This window comes from Viridibacillus arvi (assembly GCF_001274945.1).
GTDB lineage: Bacteria > Bacillota > Bacilli > Bacillales_A > Planococcaceae > Viridibacillus > Viridibacillus arvi.
Genome location: NZ_LILB01000005.1, coordinates 656,934 through 674,512 on the forward strand (window position 1 = coordinate 656,934; position 17,579 = coordinate 674,512).

General features: G+C 36.6%; 22 protein-coding genes. 5 read left to right on the top strand and 17 right to left on the bottom strand.

The annotated features are described in order from the left end of the window. Positions 1–31: 31 nt before the first annotated feature. From xerD to AMD00_RS12495, 4 genes are all read right to left on the bottom strand, one after another. Positions 32–937, bottom strand: coding sequence for a site-specific tyrosine recombinase XerD (gene xerD, locus AMD00_RS12480; RefSeq protein ID WP_053417379.1), 906 nt, complete (start codon positions 935–937; stop codon positions 32–34). A gap of 75 nt (positions 938–1,012) precedes the next feature. Continuing rightward, positions 1,013–1,480 carry a ferric iron uptake transcriptional regulator gene (gene fur / locus AMD00_RS12485; RefSeq protein ID WP_053417380.1) on the bottom strand — a complete coding sequence of 156 codons (468 nt, stop codon included), beginning with the start codon at positions 1,478–1,480 and terminating at the stop codon, positions 1,013–1,015. A 94-nt stretch (positions 1,481–1,574) separates the two neighbouring features. Next, positions 1,575–2,093 (bottom strand): hypothetical protein, encoded by a 519-nt coding sequence (locus AMD00_RS12490; RefSeq protein WP_053417381.1) that lies wholly within the window; start codon positions 2,091–2,093, stop codon positions 1,575–1,577. Between the two features lie 62 nt (positions 2,094–2,155). Next, entirely contained in the window at positions 2,156–2,695 is a 540-nt protein-coding gene (locus tag AMD00_RS12495; protein ID WP_053417382.1) for an NUDIX domain-containing protein, read from the bottom strand. A 69-nt stretch (positions 2,696–2,764) separates the two neighbouring features. Here AMD00_RS12495 and AMD00_RS12500 point away from each other — a divergent pair, with 69 nt between their 5' ends. Further along, entirely contained in the window at positions 2,765–3,661 is an 897-nt protein-coding gene (locus AMD00_RS12500; RefSeq protein ID WP_053417383.1) for an aldo/keto reductase, read from the top strand. A 69-nt stretch (positions 3,662–3,730) separates the two neighbouring features. Here AMD00_RS12500 and AMD00_RS12505 read toward each other — a convergent pair whose 3' ends face one another. The 3 genes from AMD00_RS12505 to AMD00_RS12515 all read right to left on the bottom strand — a co-directional run bounded on the left by AMD00_RS12505 (position 3,731) and on the right by AMD00_RS12515 (position 5,893). Further along, entirely contained in the window at positions 3,731–4,216 is a 486-nt protein-coding gene (locus AMD00_RS12505; RefSeq protein ID WP_053417384.1) for an HXXEE domain-containing protein, read from the bottom strand. 211 nt (positions 4,217–4,427) lie between these two features. Continuing rightward, positions 4,428–4,694: a YqkE family protein gene (locus AMD00_RS12510; RefSeq protein ID WP_053417385.1), complete on the bottom strand. Its 267-nt coding sequence runs from the start codon at positions 4,692–4,694 to the stop codon at positions 4,428–4,430. A 14-nt stretch (positions 4,695–4,708) separates the two neighbouring features. Then, positions 4,709–5,893 (bottom strand): acetyl-CoA C-acetyltransferase, encoded by a 1,185-nt coding sequence (locus AMD00_RS12515; RefSeq protein ID WP_053417386.1) that lies wholly within the window; start codon positions 5,891–5,893, stop codon positions 4,709–4,711. A gap of 82 nt (positions 5,894–5,975) precedes the next feature. Between AMD00_RS12515 and AMD00_RS12520 the strand changes: the two genes are divergently transcribed. Next, positions 5,976–6,872 (top strand): hydroxymethylglutaryl-CoA lyase, encoded by an 897-nt coding sequence (locus AMD00_RS12520; RefSeq protein WP_053417387.1) that lies wholly within the window; start codon positions 5,976–5,978, stop codon positions 6,870–6,872. A 13-nt stretch (positions 6,873–6,885) separates the two neighbouring features. Continuing rightward, complete coding sequence (locus AMD00_RS12525) at positions 6,886–7,836, top strand: alpha/beta hydrolase (RefSeq protein ID WP_053417388.1); 951 nt, start codon at positions 6,886–6,888, stop codon at positions 7,834–7,836. A 10-nt stretch (positions 7,837–7,846) separates the two neighbouring features. Here AMD00_RS12525 and AMD00_RS12530 read toward each other — a convergent pair whose 3' ends face one another. The 6 genes from AMD00_RS12530 to yneA form a co-directional block, all read right to left on the bottom strand. Further along, positions 7,847–8,068, bottom strand: a complete 222-nt coding sequence (locus AMD00_RS12530) for a YneF family protein (RefSeq protein ID WP_038191006.1) — start codon at positions 8,066–8,068, stop codon at positions 7,847–7,849. 93 nt (positions 8,069–8,161) lie between these two features. Then, positions 8,162–8,602: a sporulation inhibitor of replication protein SirA gene (gene sirA / locus AMD00_RS12535; protein WP_053417390.1), complete on the bottom strand. Its 441-nt coding sequence runs from the start codon at positions 8,600–8,602 to the stop codon at positions 8,162–8,164. 144 nt (positions 8,603–8,746) lie between these two features. Continuing rightward, positions 8,747–10,747 carry a transketolase gene (tkt, locus tag AMD00_RS12540; protein WP_053417391.1) on the bottom strand — a complete coding sequence of 667 codons (2,001 nt, stop codon included), beginning with the start codon at positions 10,745–10,747 and terminating at the stop codon, positions 8,747–8,749. A gap of 93 nt (positions 10,748–10,840) precedes the next feature. Next, complete coding sequence (locus AMD00_RS12545) at positions 10,841–11,077, bottom strand: DUF896 domain-containing protein (protein WP_053417392.1); 237 nt, start codon at positions 11,075–11,077, stop codon at positions 10,841–10,843. A 66-nt stretch (positions 11,078–11,143) separates the two neighbouring features. Further along, positions 11,144–11,800 carry a YneB family resolvase-like protein gene (locus tag AMD00_RS12550; RefSeq protein ID WP_053417393.1) on the bottom strand — a complete coding sequence of 219 codons (657 nt, stop codon included), beginning with the start codon at positions 11,798–11,800 and terminating at the stop codon, positions 11,144–11,146. Further along, complete coding sequence (gene yneA, locus AMD00_RS12555) at positions 11,797–12,111, bottom strand: cell division suppressor protein YneA (RefSeq protein ID WP_053417394.1); 315 nt, start codon at positions 12,109–12,111, stop codon at positions 11,797–11,799. The genes AMD00_RS12550 and yneA overlap by 4 nt, the downstream gene beginning before the upstream one ends. A 166-nt stretch (positions 12,112–12,277) precedes the next feature. Between yneA and lexA the strand changes: the two genes are divergently transcribed. Next, complete coding sequence (lexA, locus tag AMD00_RS12560; protein WP_038191032.1) at positions 12,278–12,898, top strand: transcriptional repressor LexA; 621 nt, start codon at positions 12,278–12,280, stop codon at positions 12,896–12,898. A 333-nt stretch (positions 12,899–13,231) separates the two neighbouring features. Here the strand turns inward: lexA and glnA are convergent, their stop codons facing one another. The 3 genes from glnA to AMD00_RS12575 all read right to left on the bottom strand — a co-directional run bounded on the left by glnA (position 13,232) and on the right by AMD00_RS12575 (position 16,420). Beyond that, positions 13,232–14,566 carry a type I glutamate--ammonia ligase gene (glnA, locus tag AMD00_RS12565; RefSeq protein ID WP_053417395.1) on the bottom strand — a complete coding sequence of 445 codons (1,335 nt, stop codon included), beginning with the start codon at positions 14,564–14,566 and terminating at the stop codon, positions 13,232–13,234. A 45-nt stretch (positions 14,567–14,611) separates the two neighbouring features. Continuing rightward, positions 14,612–14,995, bottom strand: coding sequence for a MerR family transcriptional regulator (locus AMD00_RS12570; RefSeq protein WP_038184365.1), 384 nt, complete (start codon positions 14,993–14,995; stop codon positions 14,612–14,614). 174 nt (positions 14,996–15,169) lie between these two features. After that, positions 15,170–16,420, bottom strand: coding sequence for a methionine gamma-lyase family protein (locus AMD00_RS12575; RefSeq protein WP_053417396.1), 1,251 nt, complete (start codon positions 16,418–16,420; stop codon positions 15,170–15,172). A gap of 139 nt (positions 16,421–16,559) precedes the next feature. On the opposite strand from AMD00_RS12575, the gene AMD00_RS12580 reads away from it, so the two are divergent. After that, a complete protein-coding gene (locus tag AMD00_RS12580; protein ID WP_053417397.1) occupies positions 16,560–17,177 on the top strand; it encodes a trimeric intracellular cation channel family protein in 618 nt (205 codons plus the stop codon). 39 nt (positions 17,178–17,216) lie between these two features. Here the strand turns inward: AMD00_RS12580 and AMD00_RS12585 are convergent, their stop codons facing one another. After that, positions 17,217–17,516: a rhodanese-like domain-containing protein gene (locus AMD00_RS12585; RefSeq protein ID WP_053418289.1), complete on the bottom strand. Its 300-nt coding sequence runs from the start codon at positions 17,514–17,516 to the stop codon at positions 17,217–17,219. Positions 17,517–17,579: the final 63 nt, after the last annotated feature.

The window sequence follows — 17,579 nt, forward strand, 5'->3', positions numbered from 1 at the left end:
AATGTCAGACCTCTGACATTTAAAAATTTTTTTATGCACGTGGATGGAACTGCTTGTATACTTCTGATAATCGCGTCTTACTAATATGTGTATAAATTTGAGTTGTTGAAATATCAGCATGTCCAAGCAATTCTTGAACTGCACGTAAATCAGCACCATTTTCAATTAAATGCGTCGCAAAAGAATGCCGTAAAATATGTGGTGTGATTTCTTTATCTATACCCGCTTTCTCTGCATAATCCTTCATTAATTTCCAACAAAATTGTCGTGTTAAGCGATCTCCCCTTTGGCTGATAAAAAAAGCCTCTGATTTATGTAGCTTATCTTCTAGTATTGGTCTTCCTTTTTCTAAATATGCCATGCACGCTTCTAAAGCTTTTCGTCCAAGTGGAATAATACGTTCTTTACCACCTTTACCAAAAACTCTTACGAAGCCCATCGTAGTATGAACATCTTCTAAATTCAGTGCAATACACTCACTTATACGCATACCACTTGCATATAACAACTCAAGCATCGTTTGATCTCGAATTCCTTGGGGTTTTGCGAGATTTGGCATAGCAATTAAGTTATCAATTTCTTCAATCGATAAAATTTTTGGTAACTTTTTCTCTAACTTTGGCATTTCTAAATGCACTGTCGGATCCCCACTAGCTCTTTTTTCTCTTAATAAAAATTGGTGAAATGAACGAATTGAGGAAATATGTCTTGAAATAGTTCGTGCAGACTTCCCTGATGTTTTTAGCATTTGTAAATGATGTAATATATTCACTCTGTCTATGTCATCAAAATATTGTACACCTTGACTTACGAAAATATTCTTAGTATAAGCAGTAATATCTCTTTTATAAGATTGCAATGTATTGTCAGAAAGCTGCCGTTCAACGCGTAAAAAGTGTAAATAATCTTGGATTGCATCTAGTACATCTTGATTCATTTTGGTTCCCTCCCTAAAAATAGGTAAATAAAAAAGGACAGCACCTCCGCCATCCTTTGTTTGTAAGCTATAAACTTATGATTGATTGCTATTGTTATCTGACTCTTTATCATGACAGCGCCAGCAAATACCGTGAAATGTTAATCTGTGGTCTTTAATAATAAAATTCCATCTTTTTTCAACGACTGCTTCTACATCTTCAAGTAAATCCTCTTGAATTTCATCAACAGCACCACATTCGATACAAACGAGGTGATGATGGAAGTGAGCAGCTCCTTCTTGACGTAAATCATATCGAGATACACCGTCGCCGAAATTGATTTTATCGACAATCTTAAGCTCCGTTAAAAGTTCCAATGTTCGATACACAGTTGCAAGTCCAATTTCTGGTGCTTTTTCTTTAACGAGTAAATAAACATCCTCAGCACTAAGGTGATCTTCCTCATTCTCTAAAAGCACTCTTACTGTCGCTTCACGCTGCGGCGTCAGTTTGTAGCTCGCACCATGTAATTGTTTTTTTATTCGATCAATACGGCTTTCCATACGACGCCCCCCTAAACTTCTTTTATTATACCAAAAAGTCGATTCTCATTACAAGATTGAATTGATTATAATTATAATAATTATTATTTGATATTTATTTTAATTTATAGATAAAGTGTATTGCAAGTAATTCGCCACACAAAATTACTAGAGTAGCGACCAGTACTACTATTACACGCGGTAAAATCGGTAACTTCTTCCTGACAGCATAAACTGGTTCAGGCACAAGTACTATGCAAAACACCATTAATACTATACTGTAAAGCAATTGAAAAGGAAACCACCATGCAGCATATGACCAAAATGCATTTTGTGTGTCGATTAAATAACCTGCACTGTATCCAAAAAATGCCGATTTTAGTACAACAACAATCCTTGCCACATGTCTTAAATAATTATGAGATGCGAGCAACGAAACAATGGCAAACGGAATGACAACTGGCAATAAAGATTGCCAAATTGACGGCTTCCCTTGTAGGAGTACCCTACTATCCATTTTTCGAATGAGCCATTCTGCTTGTTCAACAGTAGAAAGTTGCAACAGTAAAATTCCTCCGATAAAGCCAATTGCGATAATTAAGAAAAAGTAAATAATTTGAAATGATCGGTTCATATAGGTCACCTTCCTTTACTTCGTACAACCTATGCTCGTCCCGACCTATTTCATAACTTATTTTAAAAGATATTTTTCATCCACATAATTGCAAACACTGTTTTAGCATCATAAATTCTTTCTTCACGAATCATTTGTTCAGCTTCTTCTAACGTAACTTCTAATAATTCGACAAATTCATCCTCATCTAGACTAGCAGGATTCTCAATTCTATATAAATCTCTTGCCGCATATACATGAATAACTTCATTTGCAAAGCCTGGAGATGTGGCAAAAGATTGAACAAACGTGAAATTTTTAGAACCATACCCTGTTTCTTCTTCTAACTCGCGGATAGCTGTATACTCAGGTTTCTCACCTTTTTCTAATTTACCCGCAGGAATTTCGATAATACTACGCTCTAAAGGTTTACGATATTGCTCCACAAGAACAATTTTACCCTCGTTTGTTATTGGGATAATCGCTACTGCTCCTGGATGAGTTACCAATTCTCTAGTTGATATGTTGCCATTTGGTAATGTGACTTCATCTACTTTGACTGAAATAACTCGACCCTCAAAAATTTTTTTTGAATTAATCGTTTTTTCTTCAAATTTTTTCATGATTATAACCCTCTCCGTTGTGCTTTTGTTATTAATCATTGTACCATTATCATATGAGGAGTGATATTTTTGAAGAGTAGAAAGTTAGGTAATAGCGATTTAAATATTTCAGAAATTGGCCTTGGTTGCATGTCTCTACCAACTGATGAAAAGACTGCGAAATGGATAGTAGATGCAGCGGTAGATCATGGTATTACCTATTTTGATACCGCAGATTTATATGATAAGGGCATCAATGAGGAAATTATCGGTAAGGCACTAAATGGGAAACGAAAAGATATTATATTAGCCACTAAAGTAGGTAATGTTTGGAACAAGGAAGGAGAAGGTTGGTACTGGGACCCTTCTAAAAAAAATATCGAACATCAAGTAAAAGAAAGCTTGCGTCGCTTACAAACAGACTATATTGACTTATACCAACTACACGGTGGAACAATTGAAGACCCTTGGGATGAAATAATCGAAGCATTTGATCACTTAAAAAAAGAAGGTACCATTCGGGCATACGGTATTTCATCAATCCGCCCAAATGTCATTAAGGAATTTTTACCAAAAAGCGATGCAGTATCTGTCATGATGCAATATAGCTTGCTAGACCGCAGACCTGAAGAATGGTTTGATGTGCTAGAAGAAAATAATGCGTCAATTGTGACCCGTGGCTCTTTAGCTAAAGGTTTATTAACAAATGAATGGTCAAACCGTTTAGCAAAAGCAAATGGCTACCAAACTTATAGCCAAGATGAACTTCATGCTACTCTCGAAGAATTGGCAAACAACTCAAAAGATGTCCATGCAGCAGCGCTTGCTTATGTATTACAATCACCTATTGTTGCCTCTGCAGTTATTGGAGCAAGTTCAAAAGAACAATTGGAAGCAACAATTTTAGCTTACAATAATGCACACTCGATTTATGCTACAGAACTAAAGAAACTAACAAAAATAGATATGTATAATGCACATCGGTAAATTTGCTAGAAGGATTCAACATCACGGATCCTTCTTTTTTTACAATTATAATGCTTAATCCTTATAAACCTATACTATGAACTTTGCAATTAGTAGCGAGATTAATGCAAAGGGGGTCTGTAATAAGAAACCCACTAGTAAGTACACACCTACCTGCTTAGGCGTGATTAAATTCTCTAGTATAAGCTTTCTAATACAGAACAAACAAAATGGTATTAAGATAACAACGGCGGTAATGACACCAGGAACATATTTTTTAAAGATTACACTTTGCACAACATGCCCTATTCCGTTCGCAAGAAATACACCTGCGACTAATAGTGCAAAGAATTTTATAGGTAGTATTCCGATAAACCGTTTATTATTTGCCGCTGTTACACAGCCAATCACTACGATAATCCATAATAAAATAAATGCAATAATAAATTCCTCAGTAGAAACGGAAAAAGGTAATTTCATAGTGAAATTTTCAACTGTTGCGATCTCCTCCAAATCATGAATAAAAAAAACAATAGGAAAAATCAATAAAAGTGATTTAATTTTAGAAACTCCCATACTTCCCCCTGTTTTCAAGCTATTTAAAATATTATTTTCAAACAATTAACATAAAATTTTACCATCGCTTATATGAAAAAAAAGGTAGCTTCGAAAGAAACCTTTCAAAACTACCTTCTAAATCACGCTATATAGTTAAACTACTAAACTTATGAAACTTCTATTATCCATTGATTCAATGCCGCTTTAAGCAAGCCAATCATGTCTTTTGTTAACTATTAAATTTCGACCCTTTATCTCCGTACTCATTCAATAACTCTTCAAACGATTTGTTCTTCTCTCGTTGTTTACGTTCAAATGCTAACTTTGCCTCGCGTTCATCTTGTGCTGCTTGCTCTTTTGCAACAAGGTCTTTTTTAGCAAGCTTTAATTTCTCTAACACATCACCATTAAGTTGGTCTTTTAATGTTAGTGCCTCACTTATTGCGGATTGTTGTTGTGCTGGTTGTTGTTTTTGTTGTTTTTTCTTTTTAGCCATGGTCAATCTCCTTCTTACGTTCTTTTTACAATTGTTGCAACACCTTGCCCTCCACCTATACAGAGTGTAGCAAGACCCGTTTTAACATCTCGCTTCTCCATTTCGTGAAGTAGTGTTACTAATATTCTAGCACCACTTGCACCAATTGGGTGACCTAAAGCGATTGCACCACCATTAACATTTAACTTCTCATGGTCAAAATGCAATTCTCGATCAACTGCAATTGATTGTGCTGCGAATGCTTCATTTGCTTCAATTAAGTCAATTTGCCCTAGTTCTAGTTGTCCTTTCGTTAAGGCTTTTTGTACTGCCCCCACAGGACCACTTCCCATTACTGCTGGATCTACACCTACGCTTGCGTTTGATACAACCGTTGCAATTGACTTAATGCCCAACTCATCGGCTTTAGCTTTTGACATTACTACAACTGCCGCTGCGCCGTCATTAATACCAGAAGCATTTCCCGCTGTCACAGATCCTTCTTTTTTAAACGCAGGTCGTAGCTTCCCTAACTTCTCTGCTGAAGTTCCCGGCTTTACATACTCATCTGTATCAAATACGACTGGTTCTCCCTTGCGTTGAGGAATTTCTACTGCGACAATTTCTTCTTTAAATTTCCCCGCTTCTATCGCTGTTGTCGCTCTTTCTTGGGAACGCGCCGAGAAACTATCTTGCTCTGCACGAGAAATTGCATATTGGTCACATAAATTTTCAGCTGTAATACCCATATGATAGTCATTAAATGCACACCATAAGCCATCAGTAATCATACTATCAATTACCTTCTGATTGCCCATACGGAAACCTTCACGTGCGTTATTCAATAAATACGGTGCTTGGCTCATATTTTCCATCCCGCCTGCTACGATGATATCTGCATCGCCTGCAATGATGGCTTGTGTTGCTAAATGAACAGCTTTTAGACCTGACCCACAAACTTTATTTATAGTTAAGGCAGGTACCTCTTTTGGAAGTCCTGCAAATATAGCCGCTTGACGTGCTGGATTTTGACCTAGACCAGCTTGTAATACATTCCCCATGATCACTTCATCTACTTGTTCAAAAGGCACCCCTACCTTTGACAACGCTTCTTTTATAACAATTGCACCAAGTTTTGTTGCAGGTACATCCTTTAACGTTCCTTGGAAACTCCCAATTGCTGTACGTACAGCACTTACAATTACAACTTCAGTTGTCATAATTATTCCCCCTTATTTAAGTACGAATTTATTTGCTAATATGTACATCCCTTCCTTACAATGGAATATAGGAGGGGATGTTATGTTCAGTTTACCAAATAATGCGACAATTATCGAGGTAGGTCCAAGAGATGGATTACAAAATGAAAAAAACTTAATTGAGACAAATGTGAAGCTCAATTTCATTAAATGTTTGCAGGATGCCGGCATTATAGAAATGGAGTTAACTTCTTTTGTCTCACCAAAATGGGTACCACAAATGGCGGATGCAGAAAAAATAGTAAAGAACATTACTAAAGTGGGTCGACAATTTGTCTTAGCACCGAATGCTACAGGGGTGGAGCGTGCGATGGAGAACGGCGCAGATGCCATTGCCGTTTTTGTTGGAGTTAGTCATACATTTAATAAAAAAAATATTAATAAAAATACTGACGAAGCTATGGATAGTTTAGCACCTGTCGTGGCAAAACTGAAAGAGCAAGGAAAATTTGTACGTGCATGTATTTCAACTGCTTTTTATTGTCCATATGAAGGGAAAATTGAAGTTGAAGACACAATTTCTTTATGTAAAGTATTTGCGAGTTGGGGTGTGGATGAGTTAAGTGTAGCAGATACAATTGGCATGGCTAATCCGGTAGAAAGTTATACACTATTTAAGCGTTTAAAAGAAGAATTACCTAACTTACTTTTGACTGCCCATTTTCACGATACACGAAAAATGGCGCTAGCAAATATATATGCTGCATTACAAGCTGGTGTAGATCGATTTGATACATCAGCGGGTGGTCTTGGAGGTTGTCCTTTTGCGAAAGGTGCTACAGGAAATGTTGCAACAGAAGATGTTGTACATATGCTAGAAAGTATAGGAGTTCACACAGGGATTGATGTCGAAAAAGTTTGCGAAGCGGCAAAAATTGTCGAACCTTTAATATCCGGAACAATTGACAGTGGTCAGTTCCGGCTCTTTAAGCAAAAGTAGAGGAGTGATGATCATGAAAAAACGTTTGCTTTGGATTCTCGGGCTTATTTCGGGTACTCTTGGTGCCATTACAGCCATTCTCGGATACTTATTTTCAAGTAGTATTATGTATATGAAGAACAAAGATGCAGACTTCATATTGCAACGGGAAAAGGAAGCAAAGCGTTTTGACGAAGTTTGGTTTGAGCATGTAAATAAGGAAGAGATGTGGGTTGATTCCCCTAATGGCTATTCAATTAAAGCCATCCACTTCCAACCTTTGCAAACAAATAACACGATTATTATTTGCCATGGTGTTACGGAAAATAAGATTAATTCCGTTAAATATGCTCGTCTTTTTGAGCGCTTAGGCTTTAACTCAGTCGTTTATGATCATCGTAGACATGGTGACTCTGGTGGCAAAACAACAAGTTATGGGCATTACGAAAAATATGATTTACAAGCAGTTATGAAAACTTTAAAACAAAAGCTAGGTGGTGAAGGTATAATCGGTGTACAAGGAGAATCTATGGGTGCTGCAACAACATTATTATACGCTGGTACATTAGAGGACGAAGCCGACTTCTACATTTCTGATTGTGCCTTTTCCGATTTCTCAGAGCAATTATACTACTTGATGATGAAACAAACACCACTACGTAACAGTATAGCCATAAAACTTGCTGGTATATTCTTAAGGATGCGTGATGGATACTCTTTAAAAAGTATTTCACCTAAAGAGGCTGTAACTAAAATTGAAAAGCCAGTCCTGTTTATTCACAGTCTACCAGATGACTTCATCTTACCTGAAATGACAATTGAAATGTATAGCTTAAAGCCTGGTCCTAAAAAGTTAAAACTTTTTGATGTAGGTCCTCATGCACAATCCTTTAATATGAACCCTGAAGCCTATGAACTGTTGGTCGCAGATTTTTTAAAAGAGTTTGTCTTCAAAGATAAAGACAAAAAAATAGCACTCAATTGAGTGCTATTTTTTATTTACCGCTTAATTTATTCATTGAGTTCATCATTTGTTTGATTTGTTTTTCAGACGGTTTACGGCCCATTTGAGACATCATTACTCGTAGCATCTGTTCGTTAATAGGTGGGTTGTCTTTTAAGTATTTCATCATATATTGACGGGCAACAAAGAAACCTATAGCTACTCCTGCTATTAATGCCACGATAACAAGTATAATCCATAACGTAGTATTCACTGGTTTTCCTCCTCCAAGTTTCATATGCGAGAAAACTATCTCCAACAAGGATTATACAATAAAAAACCACTACATACTACTGTTTGCCAAGATTTATCGTCTTTCGTGCGAATGGAATTTAAGCGGTTTTAACCAACCACATTCCATTTCATCTTTATTAAATCCGATAAAGCAATCACTTAATTTTGATAATGTTGCAAATAAGTCTAATTCTAGCATGCGTGACCCAACACAGACAACAGCTATGTAATAAGGAAAAATATCAATTTGGATTTCCCCCTTAAATTCATTCATTAAAAAGATTTGATGATCCTTCGTTTGAATGCCTGAAAAGCTATTACCTAATTGTTGTTGAATGATTAGTTCAATTTCCATCATATCCAATGGCTCACATAAATAGGAGATCTCTTGCGTCGGATGCATTGCATGCTCATACGTATTTGAGGATTGAATTAAATCGAATAGTAAACGTTCTCTACCATAAACAAAAGCCTGATGTTTCTTTTTCACATGAAAGATTGAGTATATTCGCAAGATTACCACTCCTCTCTTGTAAACAGTATAGCAAAGATTGCAAGAACATTTTGTCAATTGACGTCCGATATAAAGCACTTTATTTGTCAAAAAAGAAAAAGTAGAGGAAAAAATCCTCTACTTTTCAATATTATCGCTATTTTTTTAAGCAAATAATGCTTTTACTTTTGAAACAACATTTTCTACAGTGAAGCCATATTCTTTCATAACAATTTCACCTGGCGCACTTGCACCAAATTTATCAATTGCTAGAACATCACCTTCAAAGCCAGTATATTTATGCCAGCCGAATGATGAACCCATTTCAATTGCTAAACGTTTTGTAATTGTTTTTGGTAATACTGCTTCTTTATATGCTGCATCTTGAGCTTCAAAACGATCGAATGATGGCATAGAAACAACCGATACATCGATACCTTCAACTGCTAGTTGTTTTTGAGCTTCTATAGCAAGGCTAACTTCTGATCCAGTTGCTAAAATTAGTGCATCCGCTACTTCTTTAGTTGATTTTGAAACAACATAAGCGCCTTTAGCTACACCTTCGGCAGCAAGTGAAGCTGAGTTTTCAGATACAGGTAAGTTTTGACGAGAAAGCACTAAAACTGTTGGTTGGTTTTTAGATGATACAGCTAATTTCCAAGCTTCCGCAGATTCGTTTGCATCAGCAGGACGAATTACAGAAAGATTTGGCATAGCACGTAATGCAGCTAAATGTTCAACAGGTTCATGTGTTGGACCATCTTCACCAACAGCAATACTGTCATGAGTAAATACATATGTTACAGGTAGTCCCATTAATGCAGATAGACGAATCGCTGGACGTACATAGTCACTGAAGACGAAGAATGTACCACCAAAGACGTTTACACCACCATGAAGTGCCATACCGTTTAAAGCTGCACCCATAGCAAATTCTCGAACACCAAACCAAATGTTACGTCCTTCTGGTGTTTCTGCTGTGAAATCGCCAGCATCTTTCATGTATGTTTTATTTGATCCAGCTAAATCCGCACTTCCCCCAAAGAATGAAGGTGTGTTTTTTGCAAGTGCATTAATTACTTCACCAGAAGATGAACGTGTAGCAATAGATTTACCAGCTTCATAAACAGGTACTGCAGATGCGAAATCTTCAGGAAGTTCCCCATTCATCGCATTTACAAACTGTTCTGCAAGAGCAGGATATGCTTTTTTATAAGCTTCAAATTGTTCATTCCAAGTAGCTTCAGCAAGAGTTCCTTGAACATCAGCCGCTTGTTTGAATGTTGCATATACATCTTCAGGTACATGGAATGGTTCATGAGGCCATGAGTAGTGTTCTTTAGTAAGTTTCACTTCATCAGCACCTAGTGGCGAACCATGAGAGTCAGCTTTACCTGATTTGTTTGGAGATCCGTAGCCAATAACTGTTTTTACTTCAATAATAGTAGGTTGGCCATTATGAGCTTTTGCTTGTTCAATGGCCTTATTTATCGCTTCAATATCATTACCATCATCTACACGAATGTAGTTCCAGTTATATGATCCAAAACGTTTTTGAATGTTTTCAGAGAATGATTTATTTAGATCGCCATCTAAAGAAATATCATTGCTATCATATAGCACTATCAGTTTTTCAAGTTGTAAGTGACCCGCTAAAGAAATTGCCTCAGCAGCAACACCTTCCATCAAATCCCCATCACCACAAAGTGCAAATGTATAATGATCTACTACTTTATGTTCAGGCTTGTTATAAACGCCTGCAAGGTGACTTTCCGCCATTGCCACACCAACAGCCATTGCAATACCTTGTCCTAATGGTCCAGTTGTTGCTTCAACTCCAGCTGTATGACCATATTCTGGGTGACCAGGTGTTTTTGAATCCCATTGACGGAAGTTTTTGATTTCTTCCATTGGTAAATCATATCCACCTAAGTGTAATAGGCTATACAAAAGCATAGAGCCATGACCTGCTGATAAAATAAAGCGATCGCGGTTAAACCATTTAGGGTTTGAAGGATTGTGACGAAGTTGTTTTGTCCAAAGAGTATAAGCCATTGGAGCAGCCCCCATTGGTAATCCTGGGTGACCTGAGTTAGCCTTTTCAATAGCATCAATTGACAAAGTTCGAATAGTGTTAATTGCAAGCTGATCTGCTTGTTGAGTCATTTTAATAGACATCCTTTCTTAAGCTAAATAGTGTACTAATATATTTTAGTCAAAAATCTAATATAAAACAATGTTTTCTCTATAAATATGTGTTTAATTTAACCGATTATTCTTATTTTGTTTTTGACGTAACTTCTCAGGCGTTACTTCATTTCCCTCTGGATCGAAAACACGGACATTTTCAATCGTCTCACGCATTGAAGTTCGGAAAGTGTCTAAATACTCTTTACGAAGTGTTGTTTGTTCTTTTGCTTCTTCTACAGTTAAACCTTGTGATTTTGATTTTTTCGAAAGTACACTTATACGTTGTAATTTTTCTTTTGATAACATTTATTTCTCACCTTTCATACAGACCTTAATACAAAGGTATGCAAAAAAGACCGCAAGCGCAAGCTTTTAGTCTTTATTTTTCTCTTTAAATTCCATAAATCTTCGATGAATTGTCGCTTTACTAACTTGGAAGCCCAATCCTTTCAAAGTGTCTGCTATTTCTTCAAATGTCATATCCTTTTGTCTAAGTTGAATAATTTGTTCAATCGGCACATCTATGCGATCTCGTCCCTCAGGATTTCCTCGATCTTTCAAATTCTTTTCTGGCCTATATCCGTTCTGGACAGCTCGTCTCATCCCTCTACGGATTTTTGCGTTATGTAATTTACGTTGATATTCTTCTACTATCGCTAGAATTTCTAGCAACATAGCATCCATTTCATTTAGCCGTACTTGACCTGCATCACTTAATGTATAAATATCTGTATTCGTTTTTTGCAATAAATGAAGTACCGCCATTCGGCCATTACCACGCCCTAAGCGAGTCTCATCTTGAACAAATAGTGCTGGTTGTTCATATTCCTTCACACACTCAAGTAGATCAAGTAAACCTTCCCGACCAATATCATATCCACTATGTCGATCTGTAAAGACTTGTGCAACTTCATATCCTTTACTTGTTGCAAATTCCCTTAACTCAATCTCTTGCCTTTCAAGAGAAGTATCTTGTGTATCTTTTTCAGTACTTACACGGCAATAGAGAATTGCTATTTTTTGTTTCATCTTTTATCACTCGCCACTTCTACTCCTATATTTTGAACTTTTAAATTATCATGTTCCGGAACTATTAGAGTATGCCCCGCATAAATAGTATCGTCAATTAAATTATTTTCATTTTTAACCTTTGCTATCCACTCATGGTCAGCCATTTTACCTTTATATCTATCTGCAAGAGAAATTAAAGTATCTCCGTCATGAACTTTAATTTCTTTATATGATGTTTTCCCACTATTTGCAACTACTAATATCATTGTAAATATTACGCAAAATCCAAAAAGTAATGTAATATATTGATTTTTTTTGAACCAACTCACACTTATTCTCCCCTTTTTCGAATACCTGTTCGGAATGTATGTTCTCAATATAAACCGAACGTTTGTTTTTGTCAACGGCTTTTTCGAACTTATGTTTGCACTGTTTGTTCGCTAATGCTATACTATTAATAACTTTTACATAGTATGAGATAAAGAGGTGATTGGATTGAAAAAAGTATCGAAAAGACAAGAAGATATATTGTCTTTCATCAAAGAGGAAGTTCGCACTAAAGGATACCCACCTTCCGTCCGTGAAATTGGTGAAGCAGTTGGTCTTGCATCAAGTTCTACAGTCCACGGACATCTTGCTAGACTTGAGAGTAAAGGGCTGATTCGACGAGATCCAACGAAACCTCGTGCAATCGAAATTTTAGATCAGCAAGATTCAACAATCGCAAAACAAGGCGTTGTACATGTACCGCTAGTTGGTAAAGTTACTGCAGGCCTTCCTATAACTGCAATTGAGAATATTGAAGAATACTTCCCTATTCCTGATTCTTATGGAACAACTGAAGATCAAATTTTCATGCTTGAAATTATGGGCGAATCTATGATCGAAGCTGGTATATTAGATGGAGACTATGTAATCGTGAAACAACAAGCAACCGCGAGTAATGGTGAAATTGTTGTTGCGATGACAGAGGATAATGAAGCAACTGTAAAACGTTTTTTTAAAGAGGAATCTTATTTCCGCTTACAACCAGAAAACTCTTCTATGGAGCCAATTATTGTAGATCGAGTTTCCATCTTAGGAAAAGTAGTTGGTTTGTATCGTAACGTATTATAAGCGACAACTATATCGGATTGTAGGAATCAGTGAAATATTGATTCTTGCAATCTTTTTTTATATACATAACCAAAATATATGGTTCATATAATCGCACAATCTATATCACGCAGTCCCATATATCGTTATCGTGATTTATTTTCTATTTCAGTTACTTTATGTATTATTTGATTACACAAAATGAAGATTTGAGAAATAAGTAAAGAAGACCATCAAGAAACAGAGTGTAAAAATCCCGTGGGTAAATTGTGGGCAACATAAATACTGCCCACACGGCGAGTTTTGGTGGACAAAAAAAAACGTTGAAGCTTAGAGCCTCAACGGTTTTAACTATTAATACATTTTCAAGTATTGGTCACGTTCCCATTGGTGAACTTGTGTGCGGAACATGTCAAACTCAATTTCTTTTGCTTCACGGAAGTTTTCATAGATATGAGTTCCTAGTGCATCTTGAATTACTTTATCTTTTGCTAATGCTTGTAGTGCGTCATCAAGGTTGACTGGTAAGTTACCGATACCAGCTTCCTCACGTTCTTCAGCACTCATTACATAAATGTTGCGATCAACTGCTGGTGGTGGTGTTAATTGTTGTTCTATACCGTTAAGCCCTGATTCTAAAATAACAGCCATAGCTAAGTACGGATTAGCAGCTGGGTCAACTGAGCGAACTTCAATTCGAGTTGATAAGCCACGAGAAGCTGGAATACGTACTAATGGTGAGCGGTTTTGACCTGACCAAGCAATGTAACATGGTGCTTCGTATCCTGGTACTAATCGTTTGTAAGAATTTACTGTAGGGTTTGTAACTGCTGTAAAACCTTCAACATGTTTTAAAACGCCAGCCATAAATTGCATAGCAGTTTCAGATAATTGCATTTCAGCTTTTTCATCGAAGAACATGTTTTGTTTTCCGTTAAATAGAGAAACGTTACAGTGCATACCTGAACCACTTAAACCGAAGATTGGTTTTGGCATGAATGTCGCATGTAAGCCGTGTTTACGAGCAATTGTTTTAACAACCAATTTGAATGTTTGAATGTTATCACATGCTGTAATTGCATCAGCATATTTAAAGTCAATTTCGTGTTGACCTGGAGCAACTTCATGGTGAGAAGCTTCGATTTCAAAGCCCATTTCTTCAAGTTCTAATACAATATCTCGACGGCAATTTTCACCAAGGTCTGTTGGCGCTAAGTCGAAGTAACCACCGTGGTCATTTAATTCTAATGTAGGTTCACCTTTTTCATCTAATTTGAATAAGAAGAATTCTGGCTCAGGTCCTAAGTTGAAGCTTGTGTAACCCATTTTTTCCATGCGGGCTAAGATACGACGTAAATTGTTACGTGGGTCTCCTGCGAATGGAGTACCATTAGAATTGTATACGTCACAGATGAAGCGACAAACTGTCCCTTTACCAGTAGTCCATGGGAATACCATGAAAGTACTTAAGTCAGGATATAAGTACATATCTGATTCCTCAATACGAACGAAACCTTCAATAGAAGAACCATCGAACATCATTTTGTTATCTAACGCTTTATCTAATTGACTTACAGGAATTTCAACATTTTTAATTGTCCCTAAAATGTCAGTAAATTGTAAACGGATAAACTTTACTTCTTTTTCAGCTACTAATCTCTTAATATCTTCTTTTGTAAATTTCCCCACTCGATTCACTCTCCATGTAATAAATTTTATATTTTACTCAGTTTCTTATTGAAAGAAACGTGATAAATCCCCTTGACGGATAGATGTTTTTTGAAGACGTTGTGCTTGTTGCATCTCTTCTCTTAGAATGCGACGTAAATCCGCATCCGTTATGTCTTTTTTACCTAAATTCGCGATTGCTGGTTCATTTTTTAAAGCAAATACTTTTTTGATACCTGCCATATTAATACCCTGCTCCAACAAGTCTTTAATTTCAAGCAATGAATCGACATCATTTAAGGAGAACATCCGACGATTGCCTTCTGTTCTTGCAGGTTCGATTAAATTATGTTCTTCATAATATCGAATCTGACGAGCCGTTAAGTCTGTCAATTGCATGACTATACTAATTGGAAGTAATGGCATTGATCTTCGTATTTCACGACTCATATCATTCACCTTCCCCTTTACAATTCAAATAATACATTATGTTAGGTTTTCTGTCAATACCATGTTATATAACATAACATGAGTGCTTAAATAAAGAAAAAAGCTTAGAGCCATCTGGTTTTCTAAGCTTTTTCTTTGATTTAGTTATTTGTTTTTTCTGTTATTTTCTGAAAATTATTTTTGTAATTTTTGTACAGCACTTAAAGCTGCATACTTAACATGTTCGTAAGTTAAACCACCTTGAATATACGCAGTGTATGGTGGACGAATTGGTCCATCTGCTGATAGTTCAATGCTTGCACCTTGTATAAATGTTCCAGCTGCCATAATGACATCATCTTCATAACCAGGCATATAAGCTGGTTCCGGTGCAAAATGAGCATTTATTGGCGAACTTGCTTGAATAGCTTGGCAAAAAGAAATCATTTGATCTGCCGTTTGGAATGATACGGATTGGATTAAATCAGTTCTTGGTGACGAATAATGTGGTGAAGTCGTCATGCCAATTGATTCAAGCATTGCCGATGTGAATATCGCACCCTTTAACGCTTGCGCAACAACATGTGGCGCTAAGAAAAAACCTTGATAAAAGTCTGCTAGAGCATTTAAAGTTGGTCCAGCTTCAGCACCAATTCCTGGCGAAGTCATACGGAATGCACATTGTTCAACTAAATCTGCACGTCCAGCAATGTATCCCCCTATTTTGGCTAAGCCACCACCTGGGTTTTTAATCAATGAGCCCGCCATTAAATCTGCTCCAACATCTGTTGGTTCAATCTCTTGAACAAATTCACCGTAGCAGTTATCCACGAATATAATAGCCGACGGTTGGATTTCACGAATTCTTTTAATCATGTCAGCGATTTGTTCTACTGTAAAGGAAGGTCTTGATGCGTAACCTTTTGAACGTTGAATAGCTATTACTTTTGTTTTTTCAGAAACAGCTTTTGTTACTGCCTCCCAGTTAACATCTTTATCATTCTCTAAGTCAATATGTTGGTAGCTAATATTAAAGTCTTTTAATGAACCTGTATCTTTTTCACCACCATCAACAATCGATTGTAATGTGTCATAAGGTTGTCCAGTTATATACATAAGCTCGTCTCCCGGTCGTAATACACCGAAGAGGCTTAAAGTAATGGCATGAGTGCCAGAAATAATTTGTGGACGAACGATACAAGCTTCTGCACCGAACACTTCAGCATAAACGCGTTCTAAATTGTCGCGTCCTTCATCATCATAGCCATAGCCATTTGATGGGTGTAGATGGAAATCACTAACTTGATGATTACGAAAAGCCGCTAAAACTTTTTGTTGATTGAAGAAAGCCACTTCATCGACGTGATCATGGTACGGTTTAACTTGTACTTCAATTTCTTTTGCTTTCATTAATAATTCATTACTAAATGTTGTAGAATACGTCATTTTTACGGCTCCCTTTTTATTTTTCCATTACTATCTTACCAATAACACCCAAAGAGTCAATCATTCCATCAGTAAACCTTGTAATTATCACTGTTTTTGGTACAATTCAAGGACGTTATTAGAAAGTTGAGGGTCTATTATGGCGTGGGATGTATTTAGTATCGTCGGTACAATTGCCTTTGCTATATCTGGAGCTATTGTAGCGATGGAAGAAGAATATGATTTGTTTGGTGTTTATTTACTCGGTATCGTGACTGCATTTGGTGGTGGAGCCATTCGAAATACACTAATCGGTGTACCAGTCACTGCTCTTTGGGAGCAAGAAACAATGTTTCAAATTGCACTTATATCTATTACTATTGTTTTTATTTTCCCACAAAAGTTATTGAAACATTGGCATAAATGGGGCAATTTCTTTGATGCTATCGGCTTATCAGCATTTGCGATTCAAGGAGCACTTTTTGCTGTTAACTTAAATTTACCTGTTAGCGCTGCAATTGTAGCTGCAGTATTAACTGGTTCTGGTGGCGGAATTATCCGCGATTTACTCGCGGGTCGTAAGCCGCTTGTATTACGCGAGGAAGTTTATGCTGTTTGGGCAGCTATTGCCGGTATATTTATTGGTCTAGGTATCTTCAAACAAGATTTATTGTTATATATACTATTCGTTAGTATGACCTCTCTACGTGTATTATCATACATGAAACATTGGCGACTACCCTTTAAATCTTTACGGGGGCAAAATTCAGGAAAATAAAAAAGACGAATCAATATATGATTCGTCTTTTTTATTACCTTAGAATTCTAACTCGCCATCCCAAGCGAGCATACCGCCTTCCATATTCGTTACATCATATCCTAAACCAGAAAGATAAGAACACGCGCTACCGCTGCGCCCACCTGCATGGCAGATGAAGATATAAGGTTTCGTTTTATCTAATTCATCAATTCTTTCAGGTAGTGATCCAAGTGGAATATGGATAGCCCCTGGGATCATACCATTTGCTACTTCATCATCTTCACGAACGTCTACTAAGAATAGATCTTCATTTGCATCCACTTTTTCTAAAAGTTCAGTTGTTGTAATAGTTTTCATCATTATAATCCTCCATTATCAATTAAACATATCAAATATCTTTATAAGTATAGCTAGAAATAA